Consider the following 20,342-nt stretch of genomic DNA (forward strand, 5'->3'; position numbering starts at 1 on the left):
CCCCCCGAAGCGCTGCGCGCTTCCCCCCCAGGGGGGCGCCGCTGCGGACCGGCGGAGCCGGATCCGCGCGGCCCGGGTCTGGGGAGGGCCGTTTTTTTTGGCGACCTTTCTCCTTTTGGAGCGCGCTTTCCGTCCCGTTGGAGCGAACCTCTCTTTGGAACGTGGCCCCTGAGTGGGAGTCAATACCGGCCTTGTGCCGGACTGCGGAGTTGTCGTGGCGTCCGAATTTGATCTGATCGCGCGCTATTTCACGCGCACCGCGCCTGCGGGGCTGCTGGGCGTGGGGGACGACTGCGCGTTGTTTCCCGTGCCGCCCGGCGAGCAGGTGGCCACCAGCACCGATCTGCTGCTGGAAGGCCGGCATTTCTTTCCCGATGTCGATCCCAAGGCGCTGGGGCACAAGGCCCTGGCAGTAAACCTGTCGGACCTGGCCGCCATGGGCGCGCGTCCGATCGGTTGCGTGCTGGGGTTGGCGTTGCCGCGCCTGGACGAGCCGTGGCTGGCGGCTTTTGCCGATGGTTTTCACGCGCTGGCGGCGGCCCATGGCTGCCCGTTGATCGGCGGCGACACCACGCGCAGCGCCCATGAACTGGCCATCAGCGTGACCGTGTTCGGCGCCGTGCCGGCCGATCTGGCATTGCGCCGCGCCGGCGCGCGCGTGGACGACGATGTCTGGGTGTCCGGCGAACTGGGCGCGGCCGACGTGGCCTATCGCTTGCTCGACGGGCAGTACCCGGCCGACGCGGCGCGGTTGGCCGCGGTCCGCGGCGCGCTGGAGTGGCCCGAGCCGCAGGTGGCGTTGGGCCTGGCGTTGCGCGGCATCGCGCATGCCGCCATCGATATTTCCGACGGTTTGCTGCAGGACCTGGGCCATATCCTGGCGGCCAGCCGGGCGGGCGCGGTGCTGCATGAAGACCGGATGCCCGTGGCTGCCGCGCTGGCCGGCCTGCCCGCCGATCAGGTGCGCCGCGCCGTCCTGGGCGGCGGCGACGTTTACCAGCTCTGCTTTACCGCGCCGCCGGCGCGGCGTGACGCCGTGCTGGCCGCCGCGCGGACGGCAGGCGCGCGGGTGACCCGCGTGGGCCGCATCGTGGCCCAGGCCGGCCTGGCGGTGCTGGACGCAGACGGGCATGCGCTGGCGCAATTGCCCGCGGGCTTCGATCACTTTCCGACTGCCTGATTGCTCGTCGGCGTTGCGAAGCGCGGCGCCAAACCCTGGCACAATCGCTGCCACAGGCATCGCCAACCCTATTGTCATTCTTGCAGCCATCATCGGGCCCTCATCCATGTCGTCCTCTTCCCCCCATTCCCCGTCGATGCGCGAACGCTCGCGGGCGGTCTATCCCGCGCTGTCCTGGGTCTGCCGCGATCCGGGCCGGCTGGTCGCCTTCGGCTTTGGCAGCGGTCTCATCCGGCCCGCCTCGGGCACCTGGGGCACGCTGCTGGCCTGGATCATCTGGGTCGCCGCCGCGCCGGCCGCCTCCGACCTGGCCATCGGCATTTTCCTGGCGCTGGCTTTCCTGTACGGCTGCTGGGCCTGCGACCGTGTCGGCCGCGAACTCCAGCAGCCCGATCATGTCGGAATGGTGTGGGACGAGATGGTGGCGTTCTGGCTGGTGCTGTGGCTGACGCCGGCCGGCTGGTTGTCGCAAGCGCTGGCGTTCGTGCTGTTCCGCGCGTTCGACATCGTCAAGCCGCCGCCCATCAAGTTCTTCGACGCCCGCCTGAAGGGCGGTTTCGGGGTAATGTGGGACGATATCGTCGCGGCCGGATACGCCTTGCTGATCATGGCGCTGGTCGTGCGCACAGGAGTCTTGGGATGAACCAGCAACAGGAAAGCACGCGGTCGAATCTGTCGGCCGAACAACTGGCTCAGGCCACCGCCTTCGGGCTGGCCGAAAGGCTCGGCGACACGCTGCGGCGCCAGGGCCTGGTGCTGGGCACCGCCGAATCCTGCACCGGCGGCCTGCTGGCCGGCGCGGTGACGGCGGTGGCGGGGTCCAGCGAATGGTTCGATCGCGGCTTCGTCACCTATAGCAATGACGCCAAGGTCGCCGAGCTGGATGTGTCGCCGGACGCGTTGCATCACTTCGGCGCGGTCAGCGAGCCGGTGGCGCTGGAAATGGCCAACGGCGTGTTGCTGGCCTCGCCTGCGGCGCAGGTGGCGGTGTCCACCACCGGCATCGCCGGCCCGGGCGGCGCCACCCCGGGCAAGCCGGTGGGCATGGTGTGCTTCGGCTTCGCGCAGCGGGTCGGCGACGGCATCAGCAGCCGCGCCGTCACCCACGTGTTCAGCGGCGACCGCGCGCAGGTACGCCAGCAGGCGGTCGAGTTCGCGTTGCGCGGGGTGCTGGAATTGCTGGGGGCGCCGGTCAACCGGCGTTGAGGGCTCACGCGCGCAACGGCGCGGGTCGTGGAGACCATGGCGGGGGCCAGGCGGCCCCCGCAAACGTCGATCAGCGCACCGCGTTGATCGCGTCGCGCAGGCCGCGCGCGGCGTCGCCGGCGGCCTGGCGCCAGTTGTCACCGCCGCTGGCGTAGATGATGGCGCGCGAGGAATTGATCATCATGCCGCTGCGCGCGGCGTTGGCGCCGGCGTTGACGGTGGCGGTGATGTCGCCGCCCTGGGCGCCGATGCCGGGCACCAGCAGCGGCACCGCATCGCCGATGCGCTGGCGCACCGCGGCCAGTTCGTTCGGGAAGGTCGCGCCCACCACCAGGCCGCACTGGCCGTTGGCGTTCCATTTGTCGGCCACCAGCCCTGCCACGTGCAGGTACAGCGGCTCGCCGTTATCCATCTTGAGGAATTGCAGGTCCGAACCGCCGGGGTTGGAGGTGCGGCACAGCACGATCACGCCGCGGTCGCGCCAGGCCAGGTAGGGCTCGACCGAGTCCAGGCCCATGTACGGGCTGACCGTCAGCGCGTGCGCCTGGTAGCGCTCGTAGGCTTCGCGTGCGTAGTTCTCGGCGGTGGAGCCGATGTCGCCGCGCTTGGCGTCCAGCACGATGGGCAGGTCGGGATGCTGGTCGCGGATGTGCTGGCACAGCGCTTCGAGCTGGTCTTCGGCGCGGTGCGCGGCGAAGTAGGCGATCTGCGGCTTGAAGCTGCAGGCATAGGGCGCGGTGGCATCGACGATGTCGCGGCAGAACTGGAAGATCGCGTCGGGCTTGCCCTGCAGTTCGCGCGGGAAACGCTGCGGGTCGGGATCGAGCCCGACTTGCAGGAGCGAGTTGCTGGTGGTCCAGGCGTGTTCGAGTCTTTGGAGGAAGTTCATGGGGGCGTTCAGTGCAGTTTGACCCGGGGGCGCGTGCGCCGCATGAGCAGGCGCGCCAGGGCCAGGGAGGCGGTGCGTGAGATGCCCAGCACCGCTTTGTGGTGCATCAGGTGCAGGCTCATGTACATCAGGCGCGCCAGTGTACCGCTTACGAACAGTCCCCGTCCGGCCAGCTTGCCCATCAGGCTGCCCACGCCGGCATCCTGGCCCAGCGAGACCAGCGAGCCGTGGTCTTGGTAGACGTAGGGGGCGGTGGGCTCGGCGGCGCGACGCAGCCGCGCGCTGAGCTTCTTGCACAGGTAGTCGGCCTGTTGGTGCGCGGCCTGGGCGCGCGCCGGCACGGTACGGCCATCGCGCCAGGGTACGGCGCAGCAGTCGCCCAGCGCCAGGATGTGCGGGTCGGCGGTCTCGAGCCGTTCATTGACCTCGACCTGGCCCAGCCTGTTCAGCGGCAGGTCCAGTTCCGCCAGCAGGGCCGGGCCCTTGATGCCGGCCGCCCACATGCACAACCGCGCGGGGAATTCGCGGCCATCGGCGGTCTTGACGGAATCGGCGGTGACCTCGGAGACCCGGCAGTCGGTCTCGACGCGGATGCCGAGTTCGGTCAGGCGCGCGGTGGCGGCGGTGGAGATCTTTTCGGGCAGGGCCGACAGGATGCGCGGCGCGCCTTCGACCAGCGTGATCGCCAGGTCGCGCTCGGCGCGGAAATTCGGCAGGCCGTAGGCGCTGACCACATGGCTGGCCTCGACCAGCTCGACCGCCAGCTCGACGCCAGTGGCGCCGCCGCCGACGATCACCAGGTCCAGCCGCGCCGACGGGTCGCGCACCTTGGCCTGGTCGACCAGGGCCATGGCCTTGAGCATGGTCAGGCGGAACTGCTCGGCATTTTCGGTGGTATCGAGCGTGACGGCATGCTCGGCCGCGCCCGGGGTGTTGAAGAAATTGGAGGTGCTGCCCAGCGCCAGCACCAGGGTGTCGTAGGCCAGTTCGCGGCGCGGCAGCACTTCCTGGCCCTGGGCGTCGGCCACGGCGTCCACGGTGACCTGGCGCCGCTCGCGGTCGACGCCGACCAGCCGGCCCTGGGCGAAGGAAAAGCCGTTCAGGTGCGCCAGCATCAGGTAGGACAGGCCTTCCTGGTGGATATCGAGCGTGCCGGCCGCCGCTTCGTGCAGCGACGGCTTCCAGATGTGGAACGGCCGGCTGTCGACCAGGGTGATGTGCTGGCGGCCGTGGAGGCGGCCGAGCTTGGCGGCCAGTTCGAGGCCGCCGGCACCCCCGCCGACGATAACGATGCGTTCCGAAGGGGCTGGCGTCGAGTTGGGCATCATGGCTCCCAGTATAGAGGCGCGGACCCCTTGGCGGGCAAGCCGGCGCCGGAATTCAGTGCATCACGAAACGGCTGACCGCCACGCCCACCCAGACCGCCACCGTGAACAGCAGCAGCAGCATGACGGCGGCGCTGCCCAGGTCCTTGGCCCGGCCCAGCAGCGGGTGGGTGTCGACCGACAGGGCGTCGGCCAGCGCCTCGATCGCGGAATTGAGCAACTCCACCGCCAGCACCAGCACCACGGTGCCGATCAGGAAGAATACTTCGACCGTGGTGCGCCCGAGGAAGAACGCGGCCGGAATCAGCAGCACGGCCAGCGCCAGTTCCTGGCGGAAAGCGGCCTCGTACTTGATGGCGGCCTGCAGGCCCTGCAGCGAATAGCGCAGCGCGTTCAGGATGCGGCGCAGGCCGCCGGTGCTTTTGTAGGGCGAGTGGTGCGGATTGGTCGACATGGGGAGCGTAAGAAGGCCTGGTGTGGCGGCTTTTTAACAGATATGGGTTGCCGGCGTGATGCCATCCGAGACTGGTCGGCAATCCTCCTGCGTTGTGCGGGTAATGCTACGTTACTTTTTGCCTTCGTTGCGGCCATGCGATACCCTGGCGGCGCGCGGCATCGCGGCGTTGGCCTTCGTCCGCGTCCGCCGTGTGCAATTTTCTATCAACGCGCCGCTTCGCCCGTCTGGGGGCGGATGCATCGCGGCGCCCTGAGACATTGCCATCCATGCTCGAACGCTTGAATACGGAGTCCCTGTCACGCCTGCCCGCGGACGTGGAAAAGCCCCCCTATGACCGCAGCCGGCTGACACCGGGCATCGTGCATCTGGGGCTGGGCGCCTTTCATCGCGCGCACCAGGCGCTGGCCACCGAACTGGCCATGGGCGCCAGCCAGGATCTCTCCTGGGGCATTCTCGGCGTGTCGCTGCGCAGTCCCGCGGCGCGCGATGCGCTGACACCGCAGGATGGCCTCTACACCTTGGCGCTGCGCGACTGCGGCGCGGACGGCGAAGCGCGCGAGTCGCTACGAGTGGTCGGCGCGGTGCAGCGCGTAATGGTGGCCGGCGAAGATCCGCAGGCGGTGCTGGAACGCATCGCCTATCCGCAGACGCGCATCGTCAGCCTGACCATCACCGAAAAGGGCTATTGCCACGAACCCGCCACCGGACACCTGCGCTGGGACGACCCCGACATCCTGCACGACCTGGACAACCCGGTGCGGCCGCGCAGCGCCATCGGCATGCTGGTCCACGGCCTGGCGCTGCGGCGCGAGCGCGGCCTGCCGCCCCTGACGCTGCTGTCCTGCGACAACCTGCAGGCCAATGGCGATACCTTGCGCAGCCTGGTGCTGGCCTTCGCGCTGCGGCTGGACGCGGCCCTGACCGGCTGGATCGACGCGCACTGCACCTTTCCCAATTCCATGGTCGACCGCATCGTGCCGGCCACCCATGACGACGACCGCGCGCGCATCGCGCGGCGGCTGGGCGTGCAGGATGTCGGGCCGGTGGTCGCCGAGCCCTACCTGAATTGGGTGGTCGAGGACAAGTTCGCGGCCGGGCGCCCGGCCTGGGAAGCGGCGGGCGTGACTTTCGTGGCCAATACCGCGCCCTACGAGCGCCTGAAGCTGCGCATGGTCGACGGCCCGCAGTCGGTGCTGGCCTATCTGGGCGCGCTGCTCGGGCTGGCCACGATGCGCGAGGCGGTGGCGGTGCCGGCGTTGCGCGGGTTCATCGATGACCTGATGCGCCATGAGATCGCGCCGACGCTCAAGGGCATCCCGGAGGCCGGCCTGGAAGGCTACCGCGAGCGCTTCCTGGCGCGGGTCGGCAACGCGGCGCTGTCGCACCCGACGCGGCAGGTGGCGATGGACGGCTCGCAGAAGCTGCCGCCGCACCTGCTGGCCACGATCCGCGACCGGCTGCGCGGCGGCGACGATATCCGCCGCCTGGCGCTGGCGGTGGCGGCCTGGCTGCACTACCTGCGCGGCGAAGACGAAAACGGCGCGGGCTATCCGGTCGAGGATCCGCTGGCCGAGTCGCTGGCCAAGCTGGTGGCGCGCGCCGATGTGGCCGCGCGGGCGGCCGCGCCCAAGCAGGCCGCGTATCGCCGCGCCCTGGTGCTGGCGGGGTATCGGCCGGTGTTCGGCGACCTGGGCGACAAGCCGGTATTCATCAATGCGCTGGCCGCGCAACTGGAGATCCTGCGCGAACACGGGGTGCTGCATGCGCTGCAAGCCGTGGCGCGCGAGCCCGAGCCCGGCGCCGCGGCCGACAGCGGGGAAGGGGCCGATGTGGCTCAAGGCGCTGACGCCGATGCCGCGCCGCACCCCCCGCAAGCGGCGGCCCGCGCCGGCGGGTGAACCCGCGGCGCCGTGGCCATGGCCGCGGCGCTATCCGTCCGGAGATCGCAGCAGGCGCAGCGCGTCGTTGACGACGGCCCGCGAGCTGCCGTTCCAGGGCCGCCCGGCCTTGCCCGATCTCAGGGCGCGTCTTGCGGCGGGGCAGGTGAGGCGGCGTCCGGTGCCGAGGCGGATGCGGGCGTCGCCGCCGTGTCCTTGCCGTTGGCCGCGCGCCCGAAGCGCAACGCGAACTGCCGCGTGAACACCGCGCCGAAAAAGAAGATCTGCGCCGAGTAATAGATCCACAGCAGCAGCGCGATCAGCGAGCCGGCCGCGCCGTATGCCGACACCGCGGCGCCTCGGCTCAGGTATACGCCGATGCCCCACTTGCCCACCAGGAACAGCGCTGCCGTGACGATGGCGCCGGGAATCACGTCGCGCCAGGAAATGCGCGCGCTGGGCAGCAGCTTGAAGATCACGGCGAACAGCGCCACCACGACCGAAAACGAAAACAGGCTGGAGAGCCAGTCGGCCACCGTGGCGAAGGCCGACGCGGCCCACAGCTCGCCGTAGTACTTGCGCGCGGCGCCCAGCGCCGCGTTCACGGTCAGCGATATCAACAGGAACAGGGCCAGCACCAGCACCAGGCCGAAAGACAGCACCCGGCTGCGCACCATGCCGTGCAGTCCGCCCTTCTGGTTGCCGGAGACCTCCCAGAGATCATCCGGGCTGGCCTTCAATTCGGCGAAGGCCGTGGTGGCGCTGAAGATCAGCACGAAAATGGAAATCAGCGCCGCGATCCAGCCGCCGCCGGATTCATGCGCGCTGGCCAGCACCGTCTGGATCACTTCGGCGCCGCGCTCGCCGGTCAGGTCGCGCAGCGACGAGAACAGCTCCGAGCGCACCGCGTCCTCGCCAAAGAAAGCGCCGGCTACCGCGATCACCAGGATCAGCATGGGCGCGAGTGAAAACACCATGTATAGCGCCAGTGCCGCGCCCTTGCTGGAGGCGCGATGAGTGGACCATTGGTTGGCGGAATCCATCAACAGCCCGCCGATTTCGGACGGACGCAGGACACGCAGGCTCTGGGGAAGGCGCATGGCTCTGGGCGGTTGTCAGTGAGCCTCTCATTGTAGGTAGGTTGCGGCCGGGCCCGTCCGCCCGAAACGTAACAAGTCTGTGGAGCCGCGGGCGTGCCAGCCGCGGCTCCGGGTTGGCCGGCCCTAGCGGGCCTTGTCGTAGGCCAGGTAATTCAAATGGATGCCGATGTGATCGGCGATGTACTTCGCGTCATGCCAGACGCCCCAGATGAAGGATGAAGAGCGGTTGGTCTGGTTCGGCAGGCCCAGGAAGTAGATGCCCTTCTCGGCGGTGATGCCGCGCTTGTGCACCGGGTAGCCGTGTTCGTCGAAGATGTCGGCGTCGATCCAGCTGTAATCCACTTTGAACCCCGTCGCCCAGACGATGGCGCCGATGCCGGCCTGCGCCAGGTCCAGGCTGAGGATGGGGTTGGTGAGGCAGTCGGGGTCTTCCAGCAGCTTCCAGGCGTCGGGTTCGGGAGGCAGGTCCAGGCCGTTCTCCTCGATGTAGGCGTCGGCCTCGCGCAGCACTTCGAAGTAGTCGGCATCGCCCTGGGCGATGTTGCGGGCCAGGCCTTCCTCGAACGTCATGACGCCATCGGCGTAGCCGAGCGTGATGCCGACCAGCTGGATGCCGGTATGGGCCAGGCGCCGGAAGTCGATGGTCTTGCCGTTGTCGTAACCGCTGACCGCGAAGGCGACGTGTTCGCGCTTGGGCTTTTTCTTGACCTCGTCCCACATGCCCAGCGCGCCCAGCCACCAGCAATAGTCGCGTTCGCGATAGGCGCGGGGCGGGCGGTAGTGCTCGCCCACGGACAGGTAGACGGTGCGGCCGGCCCGCCGCAACTCTTCGGCGATCTGCGATCCCGAGGCTCCTGCGCCCACTACCAGCACCGCGCCTTCGGCCAGTTGCGCGGGGTTCTTGTAGGCCGACGAGTGGACCTGCTGGATACCGGCCTGTGCCGGCACGATCGAGGGATAGCTGGGGATCTGGAAGGCGCCGGTGGCGGCCACCACGTGGCGGGCCTCGATCTGGCCCGTCGAGGTGGTGACGGTGAAGCCGGGACGCTTCCGGTTGCGCTGGACCCGCAGCACTTCCACGCCGGTGCGCACCGGCGCCTGGATCATCCGGGCGTAATCCTCGAAATACCTGGCCATGCGCTCCTTGGGCGGGAAGGTGTCGGCACTGACGTCATCGAATGCCAGGTTGGGGAAGCGGTCGTGCCAGGCCGGGCCGTTGGCGACCAGCGAGTCCCAGCGTTCCGACCGCCAGCGCTCGGCGATGCGCCGGCGCTCCAGCACGATGTGGTCGATGCCCATCGCGCCGAGGTGTTCGCTCATGGCGATGCCGGCCTGGCCGGCGCCGATCACCAGGGTATTGGTTGTTTCCACTGACATGTTTTTCCTGAGAAGTGTCGAAGCCGGGGCGCCACTGCGTCGCGGCTTCGTCGCCGGGGGCATGAGCAAGTCCGCTCATGGATGAGGCGCAGTGTGGGCCAGAAGGCCGCGCTTGATAACTTGGTTTTTTGGACGCGGGGCTTAGGAAAAAGCAAATCACTGCCCGGCCCCGGCGGCGCGGCGGCGTTTCGCTTTTTCCGATGGACGGCATCGGTATCCACTAACGGCCGGCCGCGCCCGCCTCCCGTATGCTGCAAGCCATCGCCTCCTGGAGCGACGCAGCGGCACGCGTGCCGCGCGTGCCCTGGGAAACCCTGTCGACGAATCGCGAGCCGCTATGCAGAACAGCCCCGTGTCCCCGAAACCCTCCAGCGCGGTGAGCCTGGAAGGCGTGGTCAAGAAATACCGCCAGCAGACCGTGCTGCAGGAACTGTCGCTGAAGATCCGGCGGGGCGAATTCCTGACGCTGCTGGGCCCCTCCGGCTGCGGCAAGACCACGTTGCTGAACCTGATCGCCGGATTCGCCGATCCCGACAATGGCGAGATCTTCATCGAGGATCAACTGGTGACGGACCTGCCGCCCTATCAGCGCCAGATCGGCATTGTGTTCCAGAACTACGCCTTGTTCCCGCACATGACGGTGGAACGCAATATCGGCTATGGCTTGCGCATGCGCCGCCTGCCGGCCGAAGAGATCGCGGCGCGGGTGAGCGAAGCGATGGCGTTGGTCAAGCTGGACGGCCTGGGACAACGCCGCCCGCGCGAACTGTCCGGGGGCCAGCAGCAGCGCGTGGCGCTGGCGCGCGCGCTGGTGATCCGGCCTAAGGTCCTGCTGCTGGACGAGCCGTTCTCCGCGCTCGACAAAGGCCTGCGCGGCGCGATGCAGGTGGAGATTCGCGAGATTCAGCGCCGCCTGGGCGTGACCACCGTGTTCGTGACCCACGACCAGGGCGAGGCGCTGGCCATGTCGGACCGCATTGCCGTGATGTCCAGCGGCGTGATCCGCCAGATCGCCACGCCCGACGAGCTGTACCGCAACCCGCAGGACCCGTTCGTGGCCTCGTTCCTGGGCGATGTGAACATCCTGCCCGCGCATTACCACGGCACGGATCCCGACGGCATCCTGCTGCGCCTGGGGGCGGGGCTGATCCGCGTGCCGCGCGAGCGGCTGGTGGGCGGCTCGCACGAAGGGCGGCGCCTGGATATTTACGTGCGGCCGGAACAGATCCGGCTGGAGAATCTGCACAGCGACTCGGTTCTGAGCGGCACGGTGGTCAACCATGTGTTCCAGGGCGATCACATCGATTCCTACATCGACGTCGATATTCCGGTGGCGGGCCACCAGCGTGTGATGGTGCGCAGCGCCGGCCTGGACGCGCCGCGTCAGTGGCCGGTGGGCGCGGTCACCGGCCTGGCGCTGCCGGGCCAGGGAATCAGCGTTTTCGACGCGTCGTGACGATGACGGGCACGCTTCCCTCCACCATGTTGGCCGTCGTGGCGCGCGAGCCGGGCGATGCCGGCGTTCTGACGCTGGCCGAGCGGGCCGTGCCGCGACCCGGCCCGGGCGAAGTCCTGTTGCGGGTGCGCGCCGCCGGCGTCAACCGGCCCGACATCATGCAGCGCCAGGGCCTGGCCCGTCCCGCCGCGGGCGTCACCGATGTGCTGGGCCTGGAAGCCTGCGGCGAGGTAGCCGCCTGCGGTCCGGGCGTGCCCGACACCCTGCGCGGACGACGCCTGATGTGCCTGCTGCCGGGCGGCGGATATGCGCCCTGGTGCGTGGCGCGGGTCGAGCACGCGCTGCCGGTGCCGCCGCATCTGGACGACGAGGCGGCAGCGGCCCTGCCTGAAGGGCTGTTCACGGTGTGGCACAACCTTTTCGAGCTGGGCCGCCTGCGGCAGGGCGAGACCGTGTTGATCCACGGCGCGGCCGGCGGCATCGGCACGCTGGCGATCCGCATGGCGCACGCGGCCGGGGCGCGCGTCATCGCAACCGCGGGCCGCGCCGAGCGCCTGCCGGCGCTGCGGGAAATGGGCGCGGTCGATGCGCTGTGCTACCGCGACACGGATTTCGTGCCGGCCTGCCTCGACCTGACCGAGGGGCGCGGCGTGGATGTGGTGCTGGACGTGGTGGGCGGCGACTACGTGCGGCGCAACCTGCAGGCGCTGGCGTTCGGCGGGCGCCACGTGAGCCTGTCGTTTCTGCAGGGCGCCACGGTCACGCTCGATCTGCTTGTGCTGATGCAAAAGCAACTCAGCCTGCATTCCTCGACCTTGCGGCCCCAAACCGTGGCCGAGAAGACGCGCATGGCCCAGGCGCTGGCGCGTCATGTCTTGCCGCTGATCGCCGATGGCCGGGTCGCGCCGCGACTGAGCGCCAGCCTGCCGCTGGCGCAGGCGGCCGATGCCCACCGCCTGCTGGAAAGCGGCGAGGTGTTCGGCAAGGTGGTGCTGCGTCCCTGACGTCCGCGCGCCGGTTTCCGATTTTCATTGAAGGCACGGACCCGCCATGCTCAAACTGCTATACGCAACGACTTCTCCCTACGTTCGCAAGGTCATGGCCTGCGCCCATCTCGCCGGCGTGGCGGACCGCATCGAATGGCTCGATAGCGCGGCCCATCCAGTGCGTCGCGACGACCGTATCGCGGCGCACAACCCGCTGGCCAAGGTGCCGACGCTGATCCTGGCGGATGGCACGGCGCTGTACGACAGCCGGGTCATCTGCGAATACCTGGCCGACCTGGGCGCGGCGCCCGGGCTCTTTCCGCCCGCCGGAACGCGGCGCTGGCAGGCGTTGACCTGGCAGGCCCTGGGCGATGGCCTGCTCGATGCGGCGCTGCTGGCGCGCTATGAGCACACCGCCCGGCCAGCGCAATGGCAGTGGCCGGACTGGCGCGAGGCGCAGTTGGCCAAGGTGGCGGCCTGCCTGGCCGCCATCGACCGGCTGGCGCCCGCGCTGGCGCGGGACCTGCCCACGATCGGCGAGGTCACGCTGGGCTGTGCCCTGGGGTATCTGGATTTCCGGTTCCCCGAACTCGACTGGCGCGCCGGCCATCCGGATGCCGCGCGCTGGGAGGCCGCCTTCGCCACGTTGCCCGCGATGCGGGCCACGCTTCCCCACGAACCTTGAGGTCATCGTCCATGAACGCATCGACGCCCGCCACCATCCCCACGCCGGATCGCACCATCTGGTTTCTGAACGGTCCCAACGCCAACCTGTATGGCCTGGATGCCAACAAGACTTATGGCAGCGACAGCTTTCCGGTATTGCGCGAACGCTGCGAACGCAAGGCCGCCAGCCTCGGCCTGGGGCTGAGCTTCCTGCAGTCCAACCATGAAGGCCAACTTGTCGACTGGATCCAGGAGGCGCGTGGCCAGGCGCCGGGGCTGATCATCAACGCCGCGGGCCTGACCTATTCCTCGGTTCCCATCCTGGACGCGCTGCTGGCGTTTCCCGGCCGCATCATCGAGGTGCACATGAGCAATATCTGGCGGCGCGAGCCGTTTCGTCATCACTCGTATATCTCGAAGGCCGCCGACGGCGTCATCGCCGGCCTGGGCGGCGATGGCTACGAACTGGCCATTGAAGCCATGGCGCGCATGATCGCGCGCCTTGCCTGAGGACGCGGCGATGCGGGCAGACAATACGACGCCTTCCGGCGCGCTGGTGTTCTACAGCGATTTCGACGACTTCGACACCTGGCGCCAGGCGCTGCGGGCGCGCTTGCCGGGGTTGCGCATCCTGCATTCGAGCGAGGTCGCCGACCCGGCCGACATTCATTACGCATTGGCCTGGAAGCCCCCGGCGGGCTTCTTCGGCCGCATGCCCAACCTGCGCCTCATCATCAACCTGGGCGCTGGCGTGGACTCCCTGGTGGGCCGCGACGACCTGCCGGCCGGCGTGCCGGTCACGCGCATCACCGATCCGGACATGGCGCGCATGATGGCCGGCTACGTGCTGTTCGCCGTGCTGCGCCACGCGCGCGACATTCCCTGGTTCGAACAGGCCCAGCGGCGCGGCGAGTGGGCATACCGCCATCCGCGCGCGCCGGCCGACACGCGCGTGGCGGTGCTCGGCCTGGGAGAACTGGGCGCATACGCCGCGCGCGAATTGCAGCGTCAGGGTCTGACGGTTATCGGTTGGTCGCGCAGTCCGCGCGTCATCGACGGCATCCAATGCCATGCCGGCATGCAGACGCTGGATGCCGTGATCGCCCAGGCTGACATCCTGGTGGTGATGCTGCCGCTCACGCCGCAGACGCGCGGCCTGCTCGATCGCCAGCGGTTGCAGCGCCTGCCGCGCGGCGCGGCATTGGTGAATGTGGCGCGCGGCGCACTGGTCGACCAGGCCGCGATGACCGAGCTGTTGCGCAGCGGCCATCTGGGCGCCGCCACGCTGGACGTGTTCGAGCGCGAGCCGTTGCCGCCGGAAGATCCGCTCTGGCGGATGGACAACGTCCTGATCACGCCGCATCTGGCGTCGGTGGCGATTCCGGCCTCCGCCGCCGCCCAGATCGCCGACAACATCCTGCGCGTTTCGCGCGACGAAGTGCCGCACAACCAGGTCGATCCGACACGCGGTTACTGAGGCCCGATGTCGTTTGGCGTGGCAAAAAGGCGGCGTGGACGTTCCGGTCCACGCCGCCTTTTTCCGTGCCGCCGCTCAGTGCGTCTCGTCGATGTTGAGGATGCGGCCCAGCCCCAGGAAATAGTTGGCGAAGGCCAGCAGGCTCGCCGTCACGGCGATGTAGACCACTGACAGCGCCGCCAGGGTCGGGTCGGCGAATTCACGCACATAGTTGTACATGGCTACCGGCAGCGTTTGGGTCGCCTGGGTGGTCACGAACAGCGAGGCGGTGAATTCGCTGAAGGACATGATGGCGGCGAACAGCCAGCCGCCGAACAGGCCGGGCGCCAGCAGAGGCACCGTCACGGTGAGCATGACCTTCAGCGGCGAGGCCCCGAGGCTCGCCGCGGCCTGCTCCAGGCGCTCGTCGATGTTCTCCATGGAGACATAGACGCTGCGCATGACGAACGGCAGGACCAGCATCACATGGCACAGGATCACCAGGCCGTAGCCGCGGTCCATGTCCAGCTGGGCCACCAGGATCAACAGGCCCAGCCCCAGCGTGAAGTGCGGGATCACCAGCGGCGACAGCAGAATCGCCTGCAGCAGCTCCTTGCCCGGAAAGCCCATGCGCTTGACGGCAATCGCCAGGGCGGTGCCGATGAACAGCGCCAGGAACGATGTCCAGGCCATGACCACCAGGCTGGCGCGAAAACCCTGCTGGAAGTCCGGATAGGTGAATACCCGCGTGAACCACCGCAGCGACCAGCTCTGTGGCGGAAAGGTCAGCAGGGCTTTGTCGTTGAACGAGGCCAGCGTGACCACGAGTACCGGCAGCAGCACAAACGCCAGGATCAGCGTGATGAGCAGCGGCGCGCCCAGGCGCAGCGCCAGGGAAGATTTATGGGTCATGTCAGTGGGCTCCCAATGCCTTCAGACGCTTGGTGGCGCGGCCCAGCAGCAGCAAGGACACGACCGTCAGGGCCAGGCCGGAGACGCTCAGGCTGGCCGCCAGCGGGAAGTTCATCGAAGAGAATCCAAGCTGGTAGACCAGCGTGGAAACGGTGGGAACGCGTCCGCCGCCGATCATCTGCGGCGTGGCGAAGGCGCTGAAGGTCCAGGCGAAGGCGGTGGTGATACTGGCGATGATGCCCGGCATGGACAGCGGCAGCGTGACGGTGATAAAGGTGCGGACCGGCCCGGCGCCCAGGCTCTGCGCGGCCTTTTCATAGTCGCGGTTGATATGCGAAATGGCCGTGGCCAGCATCAGGACCACTACCGGTATCGTGACGTGGACCAGGGCGATCAGCACGCCCAGGTGCGTGAACATCAGATTCAGCGGCAGGTCGATCACGCCCAGTTTGCGCAGGACGGTGTTGATGAAACCGTTGCTGCCCAGCACGATGATCCACGAATAGGTGCGAACGATCTCGCCCAGGAACAGCGGCGTGATCGACACGATCAGGATGAACGACTTCAACAGGCGGTTGCGCACGCGCACCATGGCATAGGCCAGGGGATACGCCACCAGCAGCGAGCACAGCGTGGTTTCAATGCTCAGCAGCAGCGTGTTGGCGAATGCCGTCAGGTAAATGGACTTGCCCAGTCCGGAGAAGTTGGCCAGCGTCAGGCCGCCAACCGCCATCGAACCGGGGATAAAGGCGCGCACGCTGAATTGCAGTACCGCGGCCATCGCCACGACGATGCACAGTGCGATGAAGCCCGCTGGCGAGATCAGCCATCCCCTCAGGCCGGAACGCGTATTCATAGATCGTTTTATTCCCGTATGCGTTGATGCGTGCGGCAATGCCCGCATCCCGGCAAGGCGAATCGCCGGGACGCGGGCGCGGCGCTGGACGGCACCGCCATCAGTTCATGATGTTCTCGGTGAACCACTTGCGCCAGGTCGCCGTCTTCTCCGCGCGCAGCTTGTCGTCGATGACGATGGCCTGCTTGTCCCATTGCTCCTTGGTGGTGAAGACGCCCGGCAAGGCGGCGTCTTCGGGGGAAACCTTGGCATTGGTAATGACCGGGCTGGCCTTCTTGTAGGCCACGATCTTGGACTGGACTTCGGGCGACAGCGCGATGTTCATGAATTTATAGGCCAGGTCCGTCTTGGCGCTGCCTTTCATGATGCCCATGGTGTCGATGCCGAGCACGGCGCCTTCCTTGGGCATCGCGACCTTGATCGGCACGCCCTGGCCGATCATGTAATAGGCGTTCATCGACAACAGGATCTGCACCGGGGTTTCGCCGGTGGCGATCAATTGCTGGCTATTGGCGTCGTTGGTGTAGAACGCCTTGAAGTTGGGCTTGAGGGCCTTGAGTTTTTCCTCCCCTTTTTCCCATGTGGCCGCGGTGCCGCCCGACAGCAGGGCGGCCACCGTGATGATGTGGCTGGGATCGAAGTCGGGCGCCGACAGCTTGCCCTTGAGCGCGGGATTCCACAGATCGTTCCAGCTGTCGAACTTGATGTCCTTGGGCACCAGGTCGGGGCGGTAGCCGATCGTGTAGACATAGGCCCAGCTGCCGATGTGGTACGGACTGACCTTGGCGCGGTTCACCAGGTTGGCGTAGTTCGGCAGCTTGGCCGTGTCGAGTTTCTCGAACAGGCCGCCGTCGACATACAGCCAGCCGATGTGCGAGGTGGTGAAAGTAATGTCGCTTTCCGGCGTCTTGGCGAGCTTGGCCTTGTTCAGGCGGTCGATCGTGCCGCCGGTGATGTACTTGACGGGCACGCCGGTCTGGCGCGTGAATTCCTTGCCGATGTTCTCATCGATGAGGTCACGGAAGCTGCCGCCCCAGGTGCTGACCACGAGCGCATCCTCCGCCCAGGCCACATTGGCCAGCAGCACGGTTGAGAAAAGACCGGCTACGGTTAGTTGTCGAATCATTGCAAACCCCTTGAGTGTTTTGTGTCCGCCGAGCGCCGCCGACTTGAGCCCAGATGATGAAAGAGGGGGGCGGCGCGGGCCAAGTCGCCTTTTCCTTAGGCCTGGCTCGCAATTCCTGAGGCGCCGCGTTAACCCTTGCATGCGGGCCCGCAGGCGTCCCGGGTCGGAATTTCCGAGACCGGCCCCCGGAAAAAACAAATAGGCGTGGCGCGGCGCCGGGTCCGAAGATGGAGTCCCGGCGCGGCGTCCAGCGCGCGCCCTTGCCTACAGGCCCCATTTCTCGAGCAGCCATGAAACACAAGCGCATCCGCACCTTCAATACCAAGGCGACCTACCCCGAACAGAACCTGGACAACGACCTGTGCCAGGCGGTGGTGGCGCGCGGCAGCACGGTATTCCTGCGTGGACAGATCGGGCAGAACCTGGATACCTCCGAAAGCGTGTGCATCGGCGACGCCGCGGGCCAGGCCGAGCAGGCCATGGCCAACATCGCCATGCTGCTCAAGGAGGCCGGTGGCGACATCGAGGACATCTGCAAGATCACCATCTACATCATCGACCCGCGCTATCGTGAAGCGGTCTACCGCGTGGTCGGCCGCTGGCTCAAGGGCGTGTTTCCGGTCTCGACCGGCATTGTGGTGTCGGCGCTGGCCCGTCCCGAGTGGCTGGTGGAGATCGATGCCACCGCCGTCATACCCGACTGACCCGCTACAGGCAAAGGCCCTCGACCATGACCTTCTCGATCATTGCCCGCTGCCCCGCGTCCGGCCAGTTCGGCGCCGCCGTGTCCTCGTCCTCGCCCGCCGTGGCGGCGCGTTGCATACGCGTGCGCGCCGGCGTCGGCGCGGCGGTCAGCCAGAACATCACCGATCCGGCGCTGGGGCCGCTGGCCCTGGACCTGATGGCCGCCGGACGCACCCCGGCCCAGGCGCTGGCGCAGCTGCAGGAACGCCCGTTCATCGACTACCGGCAACTGATGGCGATCGACGCCACCCATCCGCCCGCGGTCTTCACCGGCGCCAGCGCGCTGGGTACGCTGGCCAGCGCGGCAGGCGCGCACGCCGCCTGCGCCGGCAATATGCTGGCCTCGCCCGAGGTGCCGGCGGCCATGCTGGCGGCCTTCGAACGCGCCGAGGGCGTGTTGGCCGAACGGCTGATGCTGGCGCTGCTGGCCGGGCAGGCCGCCGGCGGCGAAGCGGGGCCGGTGCATTCGGCCGGCCTGCTGGTGTGCCAGGACCTGGATTGGCCGATGGTCGACCTGCGCCTGGACTGGGTCGAAGACGGCCCCGTGCAAGCGTTGTACGCGGCCTGGAAGCTATACGAACCGCAGATTCCCGCCTACCTGACGCGGGCCCGCGATCCGCGAGATGCCCCGAGCTTTGGCGTGCCGGGGGATCTCTGAGTTCGGCAGCCGGACGCGCCTGAGGAAAATCTTGCCCGGCGCCGCGCGAGGAGGGGATACTTTGCGTGCCCCTTCCGCGCGTTCGCCGGCCTTTTGACCCTGTTTCCTCAAGTCGGACCATGCTCAACCGCATTTCCCTACGCCAGATGGAATACTTCGTGGCGACCGCCAAGCATGGCAGCATCGCCGCGGCTTCCGCCCAGATCCACATCTCGCCGCCGTCGATCTCCGCGGCCATTGCCCACATCGAAACCGAACTGGGCGTGCAGCTGTTTGTCCGGCATCCGTCCAAGGGACTGGCGCTGACGCCGCTGGGCACGCAGGTCATGCAGGAATGCGAGGACCTGCTGGAACGCGCCGCCAAGCTGTACGAGATCGCTTCCAACTCCAACGACACCATCCAGGGCGTGCTGCGCGTGGGTTGCTTCCAGCCGCTGGCCGCCATGATCGCGCCCGAGGTCATCTTCGGGTTTTCGCGCGCGTTCGAGAAAGTCGAGCTGCATATGGCCGAAGGCGACCAGCAGGAACTCATCAACCGGCTGCATCTGCTGGAAATCGACCTTGCCATCACCTATGACCTGCAACTGGGCGACGAGATCGGTTTCGAGACGCTGGCGCATATGCCGCCGCACGTGCTGGTGAGCGAGTTGCATCCGCTGGCCCAGCAGATCGCCGTCACGCTGGACGAACTGGCGCAGCTGCCGATGGTGCTGCTGGACCTGCCCATGAGCCGCGAGTATTTCCTGTCGCTGTTCGCCAAGGCCGGCCTGGAGCCGAACATCGTGGCGCGCTCGCGCTCCGAAGACGTGGTGCGCTCGATGGTCGCCAACGGCATCGGCTATGCGCTGTTCAACGTGCGGCCCAAGTCGAGCCAGTCGCTCGACGGCAAGCGCCTGGTGCGGCTGCGCCTGGCCGGCGAGCACCGGCCCATGCTGCTGGGATTGGCCACCTACCGGCCGATGAAGCCATCGCGGCTGACGCAGGCCTTCATGCAGCGCTGCCGCGCCTATATCTCCGATCAATACATTCCCGGCATGAGCGCGGCGAGTTTCTTCGATCCGTACATCTCCGGCCCGGCCGCCGACACGCTGCCTTCTTCCTGAGCCTCGCATGAATCGCCTCCCCCCTGACAGCCTGGCGCTGCTGCGCGAACTGATCGCGTTTCCCTCCGTCACCCTGACGTCCAACGCCGCCCTGATGGACCGCGTGCAGGCGGTGCTGGAGCAAGCCGGCATCGCCTCGACCCGGGTGCCGGACCCGCAGGACGCGACGCGCTGCAATCTGTACGCCAGCGTCGGCCCGCGCGACGTGGCGGGCATCCTGTTGTCGGGCCATACCGACGTGGTGCCGGTGGCGGGCCAGCCCTGGACCACGCCGCCTTTCGAGGCCAGCGAGCGCGACGGCCGACTGTATGGCCGCGGCGCGGCCGACATGAAGGGGTTCGTGGCGTGCGCGGTGATGGCCATGGTGCGGGCCGCGCGGCGTCCGTTGCGGCGGCCGCTGCTGCTGGCCTTGTCGTTCGACGAGGAGATCGGCTGCGTCGGCGTGCGGCACCTGCTGCGCGAACTGGAGGGCCTGGAGCCGCAGCCGCTGCTATGCGTGGTGGGCGAGCCCACGCTGATGCAGATCGGCACCGGCCACAAGGGCAAGGCGGCCTACCGCGCGCGCTGTTGCGGGCAGGCGGGCCATTCCGGCCTGGCGCCGCGCTTTGTCAACGCCATCCATACCGCCGCCGACCTGGTGGGCGCGCTGCGCGATGTGCAGCGCGAGCTGGCCGAACAGGGGCCGCGCGAGGACGGCTACGCGATCCCCTATTCGACGGTGCATGCCGGTACGGTGCGCGGCGGGACGGCGCTGAACATCGTGCCGGCCGAATGCGAGGTGGACTTCGAGATCCGCAATGTCGCCCAGGATGAGCCGCAGCGCATCCTGGCGCGCGTGCTGGAGCGCACCCGGACGCGGATGCGCGAGGCGCAGGCCCTGCCCGAGGCCGCAATGCCCGAGATCGTGCCGGGCAACGCGTATTCTCGCAGATCGAGGCCTGCGACGCGATGCTGGCGCGCCTGACCGA

At 68.1% G+C, this 20,342-nt stretch carries 21 protein-coding genes; 13 read left to right on the forward strand and 8 right to left on the reverse strand.

Annotation, left to right across the window (positions count from 1 at the left end):
* The first annotated feature begins 214 nt into the window (after positions 1-214).
* The 3 genes from thiL (at position 215) to K2W61_RS12160 (ending at position 2,386) form a co-directional block, all read left to right on the forward strand.
* The gene (gene thiL / locus K2W61_RS12150; RefSeq protein WP_236755700.1) at positions 215-1,180 is read left to right on the forward strand and encodes a thiamine-phosphate kinase; all 966 of its coding nucleotides are present in this window, start codon (positions 215-217) and stop codon (positions 1,178-1,180) included.
* Between the two features lie 136 nt (positions 1,181-1,316).
* Positions 1,317-1,823 carry a phosphatidylglycerophosphatase A family protein gene (locus tag K2W61_RS12155; RefSeq protein WP_175132401.1) on the forward strand — a complete coding sequence of 169 codons (507 nt, stop codon included), beginning with the start codon at positions 1,317-1,319 and terminating at the stop codon, positions 1,821-1,823.
* On the forward strand, positions 1,820-2,386 hold the full coding sequence (locus tag K2W61_RS12160) for a CinA family protein (protein WP_236755701.1): 567 nt from the start codon (positions 1,820-1,822) through the stop codon (positions 2,384-2,386). The genes K2W61_RS12155 and K2W61_RS12160 overlap by 4 nt, the downstream gene beginning before the upstream one ends.
* A gap of 70 nt (positions 2,387-2,456) precedes the next feature.
* On the opposite strand, the gene pyrF is transcribed toward K2W61_RS12160, so the two are convergent.
* From pyrF to K2W61_RS12175, 3 genes are read right to left on the reverse strand one after another with little or no spacing between them, the layout of a single operon-like run.
* Positions 2,457-3,275 (reverse strand): orotidine-5'-phosphate decarboxylase, encoded by an 819-nt coding sequence (pyrF, locus tag K2W61_RS12165; RefSeq protein WP_175132213.1) that lies wholly within the window; start codon positions 3,273-3,275, stop codon positions 2,457-2,459.
* Positions 3,276-3,283: 8 nt separating this feature from the next.
* Positions 3,284-4,603 (reverse strand): NAD(P)/FAD-dependent oxidoreductase, encoded by a 1,320-nt coding sequence (locus K2W61_RS12170; RefSeq protein ID WP_175132214.1) that lies wholly within the window; start codon positions 4,601-4,603, stop codon positions 3,284-3,286.
* Between the two features lie 52 nt (positions 4,604-4,655).
* Complete coding sequence (locus tag K2W61_RS12175) at positions 4,656-5,054, reverse strand: diacylglycerol kinase (RefSeq protein ID WP_054415096.1); 399 nt, start codon at positions 5,052-5,054, stop codon at positions 4,656-4,658.
* A 269-nt stretch (positions 5,055-5,323) separates the two neighbouring features.
* Between K2W61_RS12175 and K2W61_RS12180 the strand changes: the two genes are divergently transcribed.
* Entirely contained in the window at positions 5,324-6,955 is a 1,632-nt protein-coding gene (locus K2W61_RS12180) for a mannitol dehydrogenase family protein (RefSeq protein WP_236755702.1), read from the forward strand.
* 119 nt (positions 6,956-7,074) lie between these two features.
* Here the strand turns inward: K2W61_RS12180 and K2W61_RS12185 are convergent, their stop codons facing one another.
* Both K2W61_RS12185 and K2W61_RS12190 read right to left on the reverse strand, forming a co-directional pair.
* Entirely contained in the window at positions 7,075-8,034 is a 960-nt protein-coding gene (locus K2W61_RS12185) for a YihY/virulence factor BrkB family protein (protein WP_236755704.1), read from the reverse strand.
* A gap of 123 nt (positions 8,035-8,157) precedes the next feature.
* Complete coding sequence (locus K2W61_RS12190; RefSeq protein ID WP_236755705.1) at positions 8,158-9,411, reverse strand: flavin-containing monooxygenase; 1,254 nt, start codon at positions 9,409-9,411, stop codon at positions 8,158-8,160.
* A 352-nt stretch (positions 9,412-9,763) separates the two neighbouring features.
* Between K2W61_RS12190 and K2W61_RS12195 the strand changes: the two genes are divergently transcribed.
* From K2W61_RS12195 to K2W61_RS12215, 5 genes are read left to right on the forward strand one after another with little or no spacing between them, the layout of a single operon-like run.
* On the forward strand, positions 9,764-10,867 hold the full coding sequence (locus K2W61_RS12195; RefSeq protein ID WP_236755706.1) for an ABC transporter ATP-binding protein: 1,104 nt from the start codon (positions 9,764-9,766) through the stop codon (positions 10,865-10,867).
* Positions 10,868-10,869: 2 nt separating this feature from the next.
* Positions 10,870-11,871: an NAD(P)H-quinone oxidoreductase gene (locus K2W61_RS12200; protein WP_236755707.1), complete on the forward strand. Its 1,002-nt coding sequence runs from the start codon at positions 10,870-10,872 to the stop codon at positions 11,869-11,871.
* 46 nt (positions 11,872-11,917) lie between these two features.
* Positions 11,918-12,538 (forward strand): glutathione S-transferase, encoded by a 621-nt coding sequence (locus K2W61_RS12205; RefSeq protein ID WP_236755708.1) that lies wholly within the window; start codon positions 11,918-11,920, stop codon positions 12,536-12,538.
* A gap of 11 nt (positions 12,539-12,549) precedes the next feature.
* Positions 12,550-13,029 (forward strand): type II 3-dehydroquinate dehydratase, encoded by a 480-nt coding sequence (locus K2W61_RS12210; protein WP_175132220.1) that lies wholly within the window; start codon positions 12,550-12,552, stop codon positions 13,027-13,029.
* Positions 13,030-13,039: 10 nt separating this feature from the next.
* Positions 13,040-13,996 carry a 2-hydroxyacid dehydrogenase gene (locus tag K2W61_RS12215; RefSeq protein WP_236755709.1) on the forward strand — a complete coding sequence of 319 codons (957 nt, stop codon included), beginning with the start codon at positions 13,040-13,042 and terminating at the stop codon, positions 13,994-13,996.
* 75 nt (positions 13,997-14,071) lie between these two features.
* Here the strand turns inward: K2W61_RS12215 and K2W61_RS12220 are convergent, their stop codons facing one another.
* The 3 genes from K2W61_RS12220 to K2W61_RS12230 form a co-directional block, all read right to left on the reverse strand.
* Positions 14,072-14,887 carry an ABC transporter permease gene (locus K2W61_RS12220; RefSeq protein ID WP_175132222.1) on the reverse strand — a complete coding sequence of 272 codons (816 nt, stop codon included), beginning with the start codon at positions 14,885-14,887 and terminating at the stop codon, positions 14,072-14,074.
* 1 nt (position 14,888) lies between these two features.
* Complete coding sequence (locus K2W61_RS12225) at positions 14,889-15,743, reverse strand: ABC transporter permease (protein WP_175132223.1); 855 nt, start codon at positions 15,741-15,743, stop codon at positions 14,889-14,891.
* Between the two features lie 100 nt (positions 15,744-15,843).
* Positions 15,844-16,869 carry an ABC transporter substrate-binding protein gene (locus K2W61_RS12230; RefSeq protein ID WP_236755710.1) on the reverse strand — a complete coding sequence of 342 codons (1,026 nt, stop codon included), beginning with the start codon at positions 16,867-16,869 and terminating at the stop codon, positions 15,844-15,846.
* A 290-nt stretch (positions 16,870-17,159) separates the two neighbouring features.
* Between K2W61_RS12230 and K2W61_RS12235 the strand changes: the two genes are divergently transcribed.
* The 4 genes from K2W61_RS12235 to K2W61_RS12250 all read left to right on the forward strand — a co-directional run bounded on the left by K2W61_RS12235 (position 17,160) and on the right by K2W61_RS12250 (position 20,338).
* Positions 17,160-17,573: a RidA family protein gene (locus K2W61_RS12235; RefSeq protein WP_175132225.1), complete on the forward strand. Its 414-nt coding sequence runs from the start codon at positions 17,160-17,162 to the stop codon at positions 17,571-17,573.
* A 26-nt stretch (positions 17,574-17,599) separates the two neighbouring features.
* On the forward strand, positions 17,600-18,271 hold the full coding sequence (locus K2W61_RS12240) for a DUF1028 domain-containing protein (protein WP_175132226.1): 672 nt from the start codon (positions 17,600-17,602) through the stop codon (positions 18,269-18,271).
* Between the two features lie 119 nt (positions 18,272-18,390).
* Positions 18,391-19,374 carry a LysR substrate-binding domain-containing protein gene (locus tag K2W61_RS12245; RefSeq protein ID WP_236755711.1) on the forward strand — a complete coding sequence of 328 codons (984 nt, stop codon included), beginning with the start codon at positions 18,391-18,393 and terminating at the stop codon, positions 19,372-19,374.
* 7 nt (positions 19,375-19,381) lie between these two features.
* A complete protein-coding gene (locus tag K2W61_RS12250; protein ID WP_236755712.1) occupies positions 19,382-20,338 on the forward strand; it encodes a M20/M25/M40 family metallo-hydrolase in 957 nt (318 codons plus the stop codon).
* Positions 20,339-20,342 lie beyond the last annotated feature (4 nt).

This window comes from Achromobacter pulmonis (genome assembly GCF_021733725.1).
GTDB lineage: Bacteria > Pseudomonadota > Gammaproteobacteria > Burkholderiales > Burkholderiaceae_B > Achromobacter > Achromobacter pulmonis.